The organism is Clostridium sp. BNL1100 (genome assembly GCF_000244875.1).
Taxonomy (GTDB): domain Bacteria; phylum Bacillota; class Clostridia; order Acetivibrionales; family DSM-1351; genus Ruminiclostridium.
Window position 1 is genome coordinate 3307292 of sequence record NC_016791.1, and the last position, 15585, is coordinate 3322876.

The window sequence follows — 15585 nt, forward strand, 5'->3', positions numbered from 1 at the left end:
TCTTGGAAGCAATCATTGATATAATTTTATACGGGAGTTACCTTTGTTAAAACAGAAAAACTTTTTGTTTTGCAATAGCCCCTTTATAATGCCTGCTACACGGCAGCCTTATTTCTTTGCTTTTTCCTCACAAACCTGACTATAATTACAGTGACAGCAATTATAACAACAACTACAGTTAATACAACCAAGTATAACCTTACTGCTATACTGTTGGGGTTACCAAAAATAGCCGAGAGACTGTTTGTATTATCAATAATTTTTCGTCCTTGTAAAGTATTATAATAGTATGGAATTTGCGGTATACCCTCAGCTTTGGGAAAGGATTGCAGATATCTGGCAGTGGCAAGCCATTCCTTTAATTCGGTGGTATGTCCCCCTGACTTAGAATAAATAATATGAGAATCAAAATTCTTAATGGGTTTACCATTTCTGGTTTTAGGTATCACCGATAAAAGGCTGAAAGACTTGGCCCCCACAGTTGAGAGCATTTGTGCGTTATACAGTCCGCTTACTACCCTATAAAGTTTTTTATCATTGATTTTTTCTTTTGTTCCGTCAGGCTTCTGCAGATGAGCTTCAGTAACCTTATTGAACATCATTCTGTTGGGGTTAAAGGTGTAGCCGATACCTGACATATACATTTGTGCATAGCTCATCATAGGTGATATTGAGGCATCCAGTTCGCACAAATTTTTCAGTTCTTTTCCAGTAAGGTATACTGATATAAGAGGATACCCGGATATGCCATCAGGCCCGATTCCAAGACAACTTGAAATAAATGCATCCTGAACGGTTATATCACCCTCTACAAAAGAACCCCTCATTGTTCCCACAGGTACAATAGCTACAGATACAGGCTCGTAGTCTTTACCCTCCGCCTGCTTAACCGAATATATATATCCGTCAGAAATGAGGTTTCCCAAAGTATCCTCCTGTAGTTTTTTTCCTATTTGTTGTGTAGCAATAAAACTAAAAGGAGACCGGCACAAAACCTCATCGAACTGAAAGTCAAAATAATTGAGATATTTTTTCTGAACCATATCCTTAAATTCACTTACGGTTTGTGAAATTCCTGAATCCTCATTAATTGATTGGTCAATATGCTTTAAACGGTAATCCTTAAGAGACCATCTTCTGCCAGGAATTTGAACAAGTTCAATAACCCCCAGATTGTTTCCGTATTCGCCGCAGGAACCGATTACCGTATTTCCATGTATAATAGGCTTTTTTAAAAGGGTATGGGTGTGCCCGCTTACTATAACATCAATGTCAGGAACCTTCTTTGCAAGTATTTCATCCTCTGATTTGGAAGCTTTTTCCCATGTACCGGAGTGGGATAAGCATACTATTAGGTCGACACCTTCCTGTTTTAGCTTTTTAACTACCCTCTTTGAACTTTCTACAATATTATTAAAAGATACATCTGTAGTTGTTATACAATCGTCAGCATCCTCTCCCATAAGGCCAAATATGCCAATCCTTATTCCGCCCCTGTTAAGAATTGTGTAATCTTTCACTCCATATGCCTTCATAGCCTGTTGCAGCTCATAAGAGGTTTTAGTCATTTTATCGCCGCCGGGAAACACTATATTTGAGCTGACCATCTCAGGTAACTTGTCACCGCTGTTTTTTGCAGTATACAAATGTCTTGTAAGGCCGGAATCCTTAAATTCAAATTCATGATTGCCCAATGTTGTTACATCGTATCCTATCTGGCCCATAATCCTAAGCTCCGGTGCATCTGTTGAAAACAATGATTGAAATAAATCTCCCATTGAATAGTCCCCGGCATCTACCAAAACTGTATTTTTACATTCAACTTTTTCCTTATCAATTGCCGTTTTCAATCTTGAATATCCGCCCGTCCAAACAGTGCTGCCGTTATTTTCCCCCTTATTTGGCAACAGATGATCATGCATGTCATGAGTAAATAGAATTTTTATTTCCCTAGGCTCCTGATATGCACATGTTTTTGAAAATACAAAAATAAATATCATTATGGTTGTGGCCACAAATAAAGCCGGACTTTTATACTTCATTTTTTTATCTCCCCTGTTCAATAAGCTATACTGCTACTTATTCATACACTCCGCAATTTATGCATTTTATCCGTGTTTTTGATATACTCTAGATATTATACTAAAAATAGAGGAGGTTTTGTAATATATGTCACAATTTACAAATAAAACCATTATTATAACGGGTGCAGGTCAGGGGATAGGAAGAGCGATATCAAGAAAATTCGCCCAAGAAGGGGCTCAAGTTGTAATCGCAGATATTGACGAAGAAGCAGGATTGGAAAACGAAAAATATATAAAGAATGAAGGTTTTGAAGCCATTTTTATAAGAACCGACGTTTCAGACCCGGCCTCTGTAGAAGCAATGGTTAATTATACGAATAAAAAATACGGCAGAATCGACGTATTGGTAAACAATGCGGTTCTCACCGGCTTTGGCAATATATTTGAAACAACTGTAGAAGAATGGGACAAGGCTATTACCGTAAACCTTTCAGGTGCGTATTATTGTGCAAAATTCTGTGCCGGGTTTATGAAAAACCAAAACAGCGGATGCATAATTAATATGGCCTCAACAAGAGCCTTTATGTCTGAACCTGATACAGAGCCATACTCCGCCTCCAAGGGAGGGATTATTGCACTGACCCACTCTCTGGCAATCTCACTTGGAAAATACGGCATAAGAGTCAATTCCATCAGTCCGGGCTGGATAGATGTTTCGTCCTGGAAAAAAAGCTCTGTTGCATGTCAGGATATTTTATCAATAGAAGATCATGCCCAACATCCCGCCGGAAGAGTGGGTGTTCCCGATGACATAGCTGAAGTATGCATTTTTCTGGCATCCGACAAATCCGGCTTTATAACAGGTGAAAACATAACTGTGGACGGCGGAATGACTAAAAAAATGATTTATGTATAGTCTACTGTCATCCCTCAACCTGAAAACTATTGATAGGGTGTTCAAGGGTAGACTTGCTATATTTCCTGGGAGACATACCATACATTTTTGAAAAAGTACGTACAAAGCTTGAGTAGTCGTTGAATCCGCATTCTCCTGCTGCATCGGACGGAGATTTTCCCGCCTTTATAAGGGCCGCACTTTTTTGAAGTCTCTTGTTGTTTACGTAACTGTGTATTGAGAACCCTGTGTTCGCCTTGAATTTATGCATTAGATAATACTTGTTAATGTAGAACCTTTCGGATAATGTTGCTATGCTCAGGTCTCCCGACAGGTTCGCATTAATAAAGTGTATGACTTTCTGAATCTGTTCGTCAAACTCTACTTCAATGTCCTCTACTTGTTTATCCGGTTTTAGGTACAATCGGTTTATGTATACCATGAATTGTACAAAAAGTGCATTTGCAAGGATGCCTGAACCGAAGGTAACGTTTTTAAGCTCCTTTTCAAGATTCCCCAGTATAGGCTTAATATTATTAAGGGAATTAGCACCCAGCCTTACCAAGTGTTTTTTTTCTCTGGCAAGGTTAAAGCATGTCAAAAGGTCATTATCGTAATTCCCATGCTCCTCTAAAAATCTATTATTTATCCAAATAACTATTCTTTCATAGTCACGGTCAGGTGCTATTATAGGCTTATGTACCTGATTTCCCGGAACGAAAAGAACATCCCAAGGTTTGAGTTTATAGTTTTTACCTTCTATATTGTATATAACGTCACCAAGTAAGAATATTATTATTTTATTGAAATCATGATAATGGTGTTCAAACTGAATATTGTTTCTGTCCTTCAAGTGAAAAAATTTAAAGTCATCCTCCAGATAGCCTCTTTTAATCCCCGGCTCCTTTTCCATCTTAACCATCCCTTCATAGCGTTTGAAAATACTTAGTAATACTATTCTATTATATGTTTGAAATAAAATAAATGGACAAAAAGCACTTTTTGCAAATTTTTAAACAGTTTATGCAATAAACTTGGCTAAAAGTTAGAATATAATATAATATGTAAACTAATTAATTTGGGTGGGTACATATTATGAACATTATTACAAAAAGCAACGCACAAATATTTCTTATTTTAAATGCTATACTTTGGGGTTCATCGTATATATGGTCCAAAATGCTTTTGGGATTTCTTCCGCAGTTTTCAATACTCTTTATATGTGCCGTATTAGGGCTTGGTTCAACAGTAGTACTATTCAGAAAAAAACTGAAGGGATTCAGTAAAAAAATTATTGTCACCTGCGTACTTATAAGCCTTGTTTCAGTTATAAGCAACACCTTCTGCATGCTGGCACTGAAAATAACCTCGGGCTCAAACACGGCATTTATTGTACAATTGTCCATTGTAATAACACCTGTAATAATGGCTGTTCTGGAGAGAAAAGCACCATCCAGGAAAACAATCCTTCTGGCAATGACAGCTATGGTAGGCATTTACTTTATTACTTTTGCAGGAAAGGGTTTTAGCATAAATATGGGAGATATTTTTGCATTATGCAATGCAATTTTTTTCTCCCTGTTTATTGCACTTCAAAACAAGTTTTCAAATGTATTTACCGCAGTACAGTTTACATTTATACAGCATAGTACCAACATAGTTAGCTTTTTGGCTCTGGCTCTGATATTTGAAACAGGTAAAATATCATTTTCAAATGTAGTAAAGCCCGTATTCCTATTGCTTATTTGTCTTAATGCTGCTGTTACTATATTTACCTCTCTGTTTCAAAGCTCTGCAATCAAATTTGTACGGCCTGAAAACGCAGCCATTACATATGCTCTAGAGCCTGTAGTTACTGCAACTCTGGGTATATTGCTTCTTGGAGAACGATTCACAGGCATTCTCCCCGTTATTGGCTGTGTGATTATATTGTTTACCATAATCGTTTCAGCATTTAAGAAAGGTAAGGCTTTTTCAAGACAGTCTTTGAAACTGCGTATTACAACAAAGGCATAAATAAAAGGACGCATCTTTGTAAATATGCGTCCTTTCAGTTATAACAAACTAATCATGTTTTTCATTTTCCATCTTGTCCATCTTGAATTTCGGAAAATCTTTGCCATCCCACTGATCGAGTTCTTTTTTAAGCTCTGTTAGAAACTTTTGGCCTTCCTCATTTGTTAATTTTCCCTCAGAAACCTTTTTATCAATGTGTTTCTGGAATCTGCTATAGATTTTTGCTTTCTTCTCAGGAAGAGGCAAGCTGTTGAACTCCTTGATTTTCTGTATACGCTGGTCGATTTCCTTTATCTTTTCGTCAGCTTCATCCTTGGAAATACGACCTTCTTTCAAATCTTTTTCTACGCTTTGCTTTTTATCTTCGAGATATTTAAGGGGATCCTTACGGCACTTCTGGCATTTGTCTTTGTCCTTAATCTCTTCTTTATGTTGATCAACTGCACCATCTTGTGATTTTGAACCTATGTCGGACTCAACTGCAAAGACATTAGAAGATAGTATTGAAATAACAAATGCGATAGTAACAAGAACTTTAATTTTTTTCACTACTATCACCTCCTTTCTACACTATCTTTCTCAACTAATGTGTAAATATTGTGTAGATTTTGTAAATTACTTCAAACAATTTTTTCCAACGCCTTTATGCTAAATCAGCTTCAAACCAAAAAAGAACACCTTCCGACTTGTTTAAAACACCGTAAGCATTGTTATGGGCTTTCTGTATTGCTTTCACAATGGATAAGCCAAGACCTGTTCCACCATATGCTCTTGTTCTTGCCTTATCTACTTTAAAAAAGCTCATCCAAATGCTATCTATAACATCATGTGGTATGTTTTCTCCTGTATTGAATACCTCTACCCTTGCCTTCGTATCTGTTATTTCAAGGTCAACATTTATTATTCTTTTATCATCCAGATGATTAAGTGCATTGCTGAGATAATTCATAAAAACCTGTTCAATATAATAATAATCGGCATTTACAATTACATTCTCTTTGACCTTTGAATTGAAGGTAACTTTCGCATCCTTTTCGGCAAAAAGAATAGCTTTCTTTTTTAAGACATCCGTTATAAGTTCTTTTATGGAAAATTCCTCCCGGTCAAGGGATATCTGCTTGAATTCAAGTTCCGAAAGTTCAAGAAGTTTTCTTACCATGCTGTCCATTTTATTTGCTTCATCTATTATCACGTCACAGTAAAAGTTCTTGTTTTCCTCGTCATCATTTACGTTAAGCTTAAGTCCTTCCGCATAGCCTTGTACAATAGCAATAGGTGTTTTCAGCTCATGTGAAACATTGCTGATAAATTCCTTTCTCATTTCATCAATCTGACGTTCCTTCTGTATATCCTGCATTAACTTAATATTAGCCTGTTGTAAATCGCTTATGGAAGATTCCAACTGTTTTGACAGTGAATTTATGCTTTCTCCCAATGTCCCGATTTCATCGTTCCTTTTTACATAATATCTTTCACTAAAATCAAGGACAGCCATTTTTTTTGCAATGACGTTCAGCTTTTCAATAGGTTTTGTAACTCTTGAAGTAAGAATGTAAATAATTACTCCTCCAAGCACCAATGTCAGCAGGCCTGTAAGAATGGAAAAGCTTATGGCAATTTGTGAACTTTCCTGAATTGCGGCAAAGGGTGTTCCCATGTATATATATACATTATCATCTATTTTTGCATAGAGTGATACAAAGTTTGACTCCATTCTTTTGTCGTATCTTATTTCTATTTTAGGAGTATCCTTTTTCAGTCTGCTTATATTATCTGTTATAAACTTTCTGTCAATGGAAGGGGTTGTCCCCATAATACGCCTGTTTTCCCTCAACATTTGCAGGTTTCTCTGTCTGGATTGATAAATTACATTGAAATCCTTATCAAACAATAAAATGGCTGTTCCCCGCAGGCTTTCTATTTTTTCAATGTCCATCATTATATTGTCGGAATCGTTATTATACGCATCCTTTATAATGTTATAGCTCTGTCTCATTGTATTTCTTTGATTGTGATAGTAGTATTTCAGAAGAAGCGTACTGTTTAAAACCCAGGTCAGGACAACCGAAAGTACTATTAAGCCGAAAAATGCTCCAAAGAGCTTCGTTTTTAATGAGATTTTCATTTGGTCACCTCAAACTTGTATCCCAGACCCCTTATAGTTTGTATGAAGTCACCCTTGTCTCCAAGTTTCAGTCTCAATTTTTTTATATGCGTATCAACAGTTCTGACATCACCGAAATAACCATAATCCCAAACGGAATTAAGAATTTTCTCTCTGGACAGAGCTATTCCCTCATTATCACAAAGATAGAGCAAGAGTTCGAATTCTTTTGGTGTAAGTTCTATCTCTCGCCCTCCGGCATGAACTGTATGAGCAGCGGGGTCAATCTCCAAACCATCAAAGGATTTTTTACCATTTATATTAATATTTGATCTCTTAAGCAGAGCCTGTACTCTTGCTAATAGTATCATCAGGCTGAAAGGTTTGGTTATGTATTCGTCTGCTCCGATACCAAAGCTCAGTAGCTCGTCTGCTTCTGTACTTTTTGCCGTCAGCATTATTACGGGAACCTTTGAATATTGGCGAATACTTCTTAATGTCTCCCATCCGTCCATGACAGGCATCATTACATCAAGAATTACCAGATTGATTGCTTCTTTTTGTTCAATAAATATCTTTAATGCCTGCATTCCGTTGTCTGCTTCTATTACGGAATATCCCTGCTTTTTAAGAAAATCGGCAACCAGCCTTCTCATTCTTTCCTCATCATCAGCAATAAGAATTTTAACTAAACTCACAAAAAGTATGCCCCTTTCATATGAACTATTAAATAAAATTATAGTTTATATTTGTGAACAGCACGTGAATTTCCCCGGCATATTTCGTCAGAGTTTTAAGCTTAGTCGGTTGGACCCGCTTTTTTGTTTTTTAAGTATGCCACAAAACCCGGCAATACAGATATTGCAATTATAGCCAGTATTACAAGTGTAAAGTTCTCCTGGACAACAGCAACATTTCCGAAAAAGTACCCTGCTGTCAGAAATAGTGAAACCCATAAAACACCACCAATAATATTGTAGCTTATGAATTTCATATAGCTCATTGAACCCATACCTGCTACAAAGGGTGCAAATGTTCTGATTATCGGTATAAATCTTGCAAGTATTATGGTTTTACCGCCGTGTTTTTCGTAAAAATTATGAGTTTTTATCAGGTGTTCTTTCTTGAGGAACCTGACGTTATCCTTTTTGAATACCATAGGGCCAAATATTTTACCTAAATGATAATTACAGGTATCTCCAAGAATAGCTGCGGAGATCAATACTATTGTTATAATCTTTAAATCAAGCTCACCGCTCGCTGAAAGGGCCCCTAACACAAATATCATGGAATCCCCGGGCAAAAAAGGAGTTACAACAAGACCTGTCTCACAAAAGATTATGGCAAATAAAATTACATAGGTCCAAATACCGAAGTTATTCGCCAGCATAGTCAGATTTTCATCTAAGTGCATTACAAAATTAAAAAAATTTAAAATAATATCCATCTCTACCTCTTTAAATTAGTTTTATGTTTACCGCTTTATACAATATACTTAAATTTAACCCAAAAGTCTGTTTATATATACTAAATCTTTTTAATTTTCCTTTATTTTTGGGGAAAAGAGAACCGGACAGCTGATTAAAAGCTGTCCGGTTCAATTATCTAACTGATATTAATATTTGCAATCATTATTGTGAATTAAAAGGTTGTACAGAGGAGCATGCCGTAATTCATCCGTAATTATTTCTACCAGCATATTTATATGTTTTCTGTTTTTCATTGCCGCTAAAATCCTCCGGTAGTTTTTTATGGCATTAGTTTCACCCATAAGTGCCCCCCTAAGCCCGTCACAATATGTTCTAGGTTTTTCAAAGGTAACATTTTCATCCGGTTTTAAAGTCTTTCCCGTATGTTCGAAATAAAGCTGTCTGAACATTTTGGCATGTTTTATTTCATTATTCCTTATTTCCTCAATGATTTCCCTGTCCAGTAGCGCTGGAGCATTGTCTAAAAGATACTGATAGAATAATCTGTCTTGTGTCTCACCTTTTATCGCTTGCTCAATCAATTCAAGTGCCTCTGACATATCTACATCCATTTTTTCATGTTGCATCATTCCCGGACTCATTCCGGCTTGCATCATTTTCTGTTGCATCATGTCAGGACTCATCCCCGGCTGCATCATGCCCTGTTGCATCATGTCGGGACACATTCCCGGCTGCATCATGCCCTGTTGCATCATGTCGGGACACATTCCCGGCTGCATCATACCCTGTTGCATCATATCAGGACTCATTCCCGGCTGCATCATGCCCTGTTGCATCATGTCAGGACTCATCCCGGGCTGCTTCATATTCTTGCCCATACCCTGCTGCATCATGCCAGTACCCATTTCAGACTGCATGTCTTCCTCGTGGTTTATATGTGGTGTATATCCCGGCTGTAAATCCGGACTAATGTTGGGCTGCATAATCCAAGGGTTTGTCATCCCTGAACCAGCTTTTTTATTTGAAGGGCCCGGAGCCATCATATTACTGCTTACATATGGCCAATTTCCGTTATTATGCACAATTATACCTCCTCTATGATTAACATAAATCCCTTATTACATGTTATGTAAGTTATATTGGAATGTTTCCTGATAGTAGCAACAGCTGCAAAATCAGATACAATAAATTTTATGTTAATATATTTCGGTAACAATCGCACCAAAATAGTACTTCATATGTGAGATATCCCCGTTATATGATAATATTCTTTATGGTAAATTAGATAATAGCATCAGAACTTTGAATTTCCTTGTGGCTTTCTATTACATAATGCATGTAGGCACATTTTATCTCTTTCCTGCCTGACTGTCTTATCGGAACAGTAGAGCTGTTTTTCAAAACAAACTCACTTTCTTTGGTTGCAATTATATGCTGCATATTTACAATAAAACCTCGATGGGACCTTAAAAATCTTTTATCCGTAATAAAATCACAAATTTTTGCCATAGGCATATGTATTTTATATTCTTCAAATTCGGTAGTTATAACAACACCATTTCGGACAGCTTCAATATATAGGATATCCCTAAGATTAATTTTTACAGACTCTTTTCCAAAGGGCAGTTCTATGTACTGTGCATCAAAGGCTAAAACCTTCTTGCAACGGTTCAAGGCCTGTTCCACACGTTTATATGTAATAGGCTTAATCAGATAGTGTGTTGCAGCAACCTCAAATCCTTCACCTTTGTGATCCAAGCTGGAGGTTGTGAAAATAATTTTGCAGTCCTCATCAGTTTCCCTTATTTTCTCTGCAACTTCAACTCCGTCTATACCTTTCATATATATGTCCAGAAATACAATTTTATATTTTTCCTCTGAAAAAGACGACAACATTTCTTCACCACTGTCAAACTCAACTACTTCTATATTTATAAAATTATTTTTTGCATACTGCAGTATGTACTCGCACAGCAATGTACGATCAAATCTTAAATCGTCGCAAATAGCTATTTTCATCGTAACCTTCCTAAGATGACTTAAAAATAATAATTGGTATATCCTTCCTGTTAAAATTATAACATGAAAGATTTGTTTTTTTCAATCGTATTGCACTTTTTGCCGTCGAATTGCACATACCGCTTCACTTTTGTCCAAAATACTGATATGATTAGCCTTGATAAGAAAACGGGTATGGAGGGGATATTTTAGAGATATACTAATCAAAGTTATCATTATGCATATAGTTACCTTATTTAAAAGCTTTCTTTAAGTAAATTTAAATGTTTTTACTAAAAGATTAATAATGGTGTTTACAGCAAAATTTCAAACAAAGAGGCGAGGCAAATTGGATAGAATTAAGAAACTACGGTTAAGACCTATTGTAAATTTTAAGGTTGTCACCATTTTGCCAGATAACAAAATCACCATATGTGAAACAGGTAATCAGGCAAAAGTAGGCAATAAAGAGTTTCCTACACTGGAAAAGGCACTTAATTCCATAGATAGCCCGGAAGAAACTACTATCACTCTGCTCGCAGATGTGAACCTTGGTGAATCTACGCTGACACTGGGTACTAATACTAATATAGTCCTTGATTTGGCAGGTCATAAAATCACCAGTAGAAATTTTGACGGTACAATATATCTGGAAGGTGCATTAACTTTAAAAGACTCCAGCGAAAAGGAAACTGGCGTAATTGAAAATTTATATCCAAAAGGTATGGGAATCTATTTTAATAGATCCGGTGTTCTTAAACTTGAAGGTGGAACAATAAAAGGCTATAGTGCATTATACAATTGGAGTAATACTCCCGCGCCTTTTGTAATAATGAACGGCGGAACATTGAAAGGCAGTTGGTACGGAATATCATATCTTGACGCATCAAATATAATAATAAACAATGGCACAGTGCAAGGCGGAGTTATGGCTTTTAATAATTGGGGTAAATCTAAGCATTCATTTTACATTGGAGAATCCAGTTACATAAAAAAGGGTGCATTGCTACACAATGGTATAGCTAAGAAATATGATGCTACTGAAAATATTGTCATAGTTAAAAACCAATATGAAATTGTTAATTCGTTTTTTACACATAGTACTATTTCCTCTTCTTTTTCATTGGCTTAACTTATGGCTTGATTAGTTACAAAATACCTGGTAAAAATATCGTCCGGTTAGGAAGTTGAAACTCCTAAACCGGACCTTTTTATATTGTTCAAATTACCACTTCTCGAATAAAAAAATTAATAAAGCAAATAATTTTTATATCTTATATTTTTGTATAGGGTTAATATTTCTCTTTTCATAATAATAATTATACTTGGAGGTAGATATGAATAAAAAAGATGCACAATTAGACGGACGTGATAACAGGCGGAGGACAGCCTACAGGCCCACAGACAACGAGGGAACGGCAGCCTGGACAAATGAGGCCACAAAGCAAAAGCACACTAATGTTGTAATTCCTAAAATTGAAGGTGTTTCAGAAGCAAAAAGCTGGGTAGATAATGGAAGTAAACTTTAATTACGGGGGTGTTTTTTAAATGTCAAAAATCAAAATGACGGTTGACGGTAATACTGCAGCTGCATATATTTCCTATGCCTTTACCGATGTCGCTGCAATCTATCCCATAACACCATCATCAAACATGGCAGAGTCAGTTGACGAATGGTCTGCCAAAGGCAAAAAAAATATTTTCGGACAAAAAGTCCGGGTAGTTGAAATGCAGTCAGAAGCAGGCGCTGCAGGTGCCCTTCATGGTTCACTTCAGGCAGGCGCACTTACTACTACATTTACTGCTTCCCAAGGCTTGTTATTGATGATTCCGAATATGTACAAGGTTGCTGGGGAACTGCTGCCTGCTGTTTTCCATGTCAGTGCAAGAGCTATTGCAACCCATGCACTCTCCATATTCGGAGATCATCAGGATGTAATGGCAACAAGACAAACCGGGGTAGTCATGCTGGCTTCAGGTTCAGTTCAGGAAATAATGGATTTGGCACCTGTAGCCCATTTGGCTGCAATTAAAGGAAGACTTCCTTTCCTTCATTTCTTTGACGGATTCAGAACATCTCATGAAATACAGAAAGTCGAAGCACTTGAATATGAGGATCTGGCAAGTCTAGTTGATTATGAGGCAGTAAAGGAATTCAGAGACAGAGCCTTGTCTCCTAACCATCCTGTTACAAGAGGTACAGCTCAAAATCCGGATGTTTATTTTCAGGGTCGTGAAGCGTCTAATCCTTTTTATAACGATATTGTTGGTATTGTTGAGGATTATATGAATAAGGTTGGGGCTCTTACAGGCCGTAAACATGGCCTTTTTGATTACTATGGAGCACCTGATGCCGAAAATATAATTGTTGCAATGGGTTCAATTACAGATGTTGTTGAAGAAACAATTGATTACATGAATAGTCAGGGTAAAAAGTACGGACTCGTAAAGGTTCACCTTTATAGACCATTTTCTGTAAAACACCTGCTTAATGCAATCCCTAAAACAGTTAAAAAAATAGCTGTTCTGGACAGGACAAAAGAACCGGGTTCTGTAGGAGAGCCTTTATATCTCGATGTTAAAACTGCATTTTACGATGTTCCCAATGCCCCTGTTATCGTAGGAGGAAGATTTGGTCTTGCTTCAAAGGATACTACCCCTGCGGATATCAAGGCAGTATATGACAATCTGGAACAGCAGAATCCTAAAAACCAGTTCACTATCGGTATAGATGATGACGTTACTCATACATCACTGCCAGCAAATGAAAAAATCAATGCAGAACCAAAGTCATCAATAAGATGTAAATTCTGGGGACTTGGTTCTGATGGAACTGTAGGAGCAAACAAACAGGCAATAAAGATTATAGGTGATCATACCGAGAAATATGCTCAAGGTTACTTTGCTTATGACTCAAAGAAATCAGGCGGAGTTACCATGTCCCATCTCAGGTTTGGAGATGAGCCGATCAAGTCTGCTTACCTCATAAATGAGGCCGATTACATTGCTTGTCATAATCAATCCTACGTAAACCAGTACGATTTGTTGAAAGGTATTAAAAAAGGCGGTATTTTTGTTTTAAACTGCCTGTGGGATGAAAAGGAACTGGAAGATCATCTTCCCGCTGAAATAAAACGGCAGATTTCAAGAAACAATATACAGTTCTATACAGTTAATGCAACAAAGATTGCTGAAGCCATAGGTCTTGGAAACAGGATAAACATGATAATGCAGGCTGCTTTCTTTAAGCTTGCCAATATTATTCCTCTGGACGATGCCATAAAATATCTCAAGCAAGCTGTTGTTAAGAGTTACGGCAATAAGGGCGAAAATATCGTTAAGGTTAATCATGAAGCAATAGACAAGGGTATTGACGCTATAGTCAAGATAAATGTCCCTGACAGTTGGAAGGATGCACAGGATACTTCCAACACTGACATTAAAGAGCCGGCATTTATAAGTGAAATCATGAGGCCTATGAATGCAATGAAGGGTGAAGATCTTCCTGTAAGTGCATTTAAGGGAATTGAGGACGGAACTCTACCAAACGGAACCTCGGCATATGAAAAACGAGGCATTGCAGTTAACGTTCCCGAATGGATACCAGAAACCTGTATTCAGTGTAATATCTGCTCTCTGGTATGTCCTCATGCGGTTATCAGGCCTACTTTGGCTACCGAAGAAGAGTTAAAGGATGCACCTGAATCCTTTGTTACCAAAAACGCTGTGGGTAAAGGAACGGAAGGATACCAGTTCAGAATACAGATAAGTCCTATGGACTGTACAGGCTGCGGCAACTGTGCTGACGTGTGTCCGGCTAAGCCAAAAGCTCTTGTTATGAAAAAGCTTAGTACCCAGACTGAACGGGAAATACCTAACTATGACTATGCAACCAGAAAAATCGGTTATAAAGGCGGTAACTTTGGAAATAAGACTATTAAGGACAGTCAGTTCAGAAAACCTTTAATGGAATTCTCCGGAGCATGTGCCGGCTGTGGTGAAACACCATATATTAAGCTTATAACACAGCTTTACGGTGACAGGATGATGATTGCAAATGCAACAGGTTGTTCATCAATATGGGCTGCCTCATATCCTACAAGCTCATATACGGTAAACCATGAAGGCAAGGGCCCTGCCTGGGCAAATTCCTTATTTGAGGATAATGCCGAATTCGGTTACGGTATGTACCTTGGTGTAAAACAAATAAGGGAACGTCTCAGAGATGTTGCCAATCAGCTTTTGGAGCTTGACATTGAGGAAAGTCTAAGACCTTTATTATCAAAATGGCTGGAAAGTGTTGAGGACGGTGCAGCCTCAAAAGGAGCCAGTGAAGACTTAATTAATGCTATACAGAGCTATTCAAATAAAGACCAGAAACAAATGCAGTTGGTTAATGAGCTTCTTGACAAGAAGGATTATCTTGTTAAACGTTCAATATGGGTAGTAGGCGGAGACGGTTGGGCTTATGATATAGGCTATGGCGGACTCGACCATGTTCTCTCTACCGGAGATGACATTAACATGCTTGTATTTGATACTGAAATTTATTCAAACACAGGTGGTCAGGCTTCCAAGGCAACTCCTACATCCGCTATTGCCAAGTTTGCTTCTTCCGGTAAGAAACAGGCTAAAAAGGATCTTGCCGCACAAATGATGACCTACGGTAATGTATATGTTGCACAGGTTGGAATAGGTGCAGATAGGAACCAGATGCTCAAGGCCATTGCTGAAGCCGAAGCATACAACGGGCCTTCCATTATTATTGCATATTCTCCATGTATAAGCCATGGAATCAAGGACGGCATGGGAAGAAGCATAGCAAATTCAGCGGCCGCTGTATCAGCCGGATACTGGCATTTGTTCAGGTATAACCCTGATTTGAAGAAGGAAGGAAAGAATCCGTTTATACTGGATTCAAAAGAACCTAAGGAAAGCTTCAAGGAATTCCTGATGTCACAGGTTAGATATTCATCTCTTGCTAAGATGTTTCCTGAAGAGGCTGAAGACTTGTTCTCCCGTGCAGAAGAACATGCACAAGAAAAGTACCAGCGTTTAAAGCGTATGGCGGAGCAATAGGAATATCAGCTAAAAATAAGCCCCCTCGGCCAAGCCGGG

General features: G+C 37.6%; 13 protein-coding genes. 5 read left to right on the forward strand and 8 right to left on the reverse strand.

Annotated features, from left to right (window positions below):
* Window positions 1-95: 95 nt before the first annotated feature.
* Window positions 96-2042, reverse strand: coding sequence for a bifunctional UDP-sugar hydrolase/5'-nucleotidase (locus CLO1100_RS13915; RefSeq protein ID WP_014314394.1), 1947 nt, complete (start codon window positions 2040-2042; stop codon window positions 96-98).
* A gap of 127 nt (window positions 2043-2169) precedes the next feature.
* On the opposite strand from CLO1100_RS13915, the gene CLO1100_RS13920 reads away from it, so the two are divergent.
* A complete protein-coding gene (locus tag CLO1100_RS13920; RefSeq protein WP_014314395.1) occupies window positions 2170-2940 on the forward strand; it encodes an SDR family oxidoreductase in 771 nt (256 codons plus the stop codon).
* 7 nt (window positions 2941-2947) lie between these two features.
* On the opposite strand, the gene CLO1100_RS13925 is transcribed toward CLO1100_RS13920, so the two are convergent.
* On the reverse strand, window positions 2948-3832 hold the full coding sequence (locus CLO1100_RS13925) for an AraC family transcriptional regulator (protein ID WP_014314396.1): 885 nt from the start codon (window positions 3830-3832) through the stop codon (window positions 2948-2950).
* A 182-nt stretch (window positions 3833-4014) separates the two neighbouring features.
* Here CLO1100_RS13925 and CLO1100_RS13930 point away from each other — a divergent pair, with 182 nt between their 5' ends.
* Window positions 4015-4935 carry a DMT family transporter gene (locus CLO1100_RS13930; protein WP_014314397.1) on the forward strand — a complete coding sequence of 307 codons (921 nt, stop codon included), beginning with the start codon at window positions 4015-4017 and terminating at the stop codon, window positions 4933-4935.
* 48 nt (window positions 4936-4983) lie between these two features.
* Here the strand turns inward: CLO1100_RS13930 and CLO1100_RS13935 are convergent, their stop codons facing one another.
* The 6 genes from CLO1100_RS13935 to CLO1100_RS13960 all read right to left on the reverse strand — a co-directional run bounded on the left by CLO1100_RS13935 (window position 4984) and on the right by CLO1100_RS13960 (window position 10488).
* The gene (locus tag CLO1100_RS13935) at window positions 4984-5484 is read right to left on the reverse strand and encodes a hypothetical protein (RefSeq protein WP_014314398.1); all 501 of its coding nucleotides are present in this window, start codon (window positions 5482-5484) and stop codon (window positions 4984-4986) included.
* A gap of 94 nt (window positions 5485-5578) precedes the next feature.
* Window positions 5579-7060, reverse strand: coding sequence for a HAMP domain-containing sensor histidine kinase (locus CLO1100_RS13940; RefSeq protein WP_014314399.1), 1482 nt, complete (start codon window positions 7058-7060; stop codon window positions 5579-5581).
* Complete coding sequence (locus CLO1100_RS13945) at window positions 7057-7737, reverse strand: response regulator transcription factor (RefSeq protein ID WP_014314400.1); 681 nt, start codon at window positions 7735-7737, stop codon at window positions 7057-7059. Before CLO1100_RS13945 ends, CLO1100_RS13940 begins: the two co-directional genes overlap by 4 nt.
* A 101-nt stretch (window positions 7738-7838) precedes the next feature.
* Entirely contained in the window at window positions 7839-8486 is a 648-nt protein-coding gene (locus CLO1100_RS13950) for a DedA family protein (protein ID WP_014314401.1), read from the reverse strand.
* A 168-nt stretch (window positions 8487-8654) separates the two neighbouring features.
* Entirely contained in the window at window positions 8655-9551 is an 897-nt protein-coding gene (locus CLO1100_RS13955; RefSeq protein WP_014314402.1) for a ferritin-like domain-containing protein, read from the reverse strand.
* 199 nt (window positions 9552-9750) lie between these two features.
* Complete coding sequence (locus CLO1100_RS13960) at window positions 9751-10488, reverse strand: LytTR family DNA-binding domain-containing protein (protein ID WP_014314403.1); 738 nt, start codon at window positions 10486-10488, stop codon at window positions 9751-9753.
* A gap of 328 nt (window positions 10489-10816) precedes the next feature.
* Here CLO1100_RS13960 and CLO1100_RS13965 point away from each other — a divergent pair, with 328 nt between their 5' ends.
* From CLO1100_RS13965 to nifJ, 3 genes are all read left to right on the forward strand, one after another.
* A complete protein-coding gene (locus CLO1100_RS13965; protein ID WP_014314404.1) occupies window positions 10817-11599 on the forward strand; it encodes a hypothetical protein in 783 nt (260 codons plus the stop codon).
* A gap of 205 nt (window positions 11600-11804) precedes the next feature.
* Window positions 11805-11996: a DUF3787 domain-containing protein gene (locus CLO1100_RS13970; protein WP_014314405.1), complete on the forward strand. Its 192-nt coding sequence runs from the start codon at window positions 11805-11807 to the stop codon at window positions 11994-11996.
* 19 nt (window positions 11997-12015) lie between these two features.
* Entirely contained in the window at window positions 12016-15546 is a 3531-nt protein-coding gene (gene nifJ, locus CLO1100_RS13975) for a pyruvate:ferredoxin (flavodoxin) oxidoreductase (RefSeq protein WP_014314406.1), read from the forward strand.
* Window positions 15547-15585 lie beyond the last annotated feature (39 nt).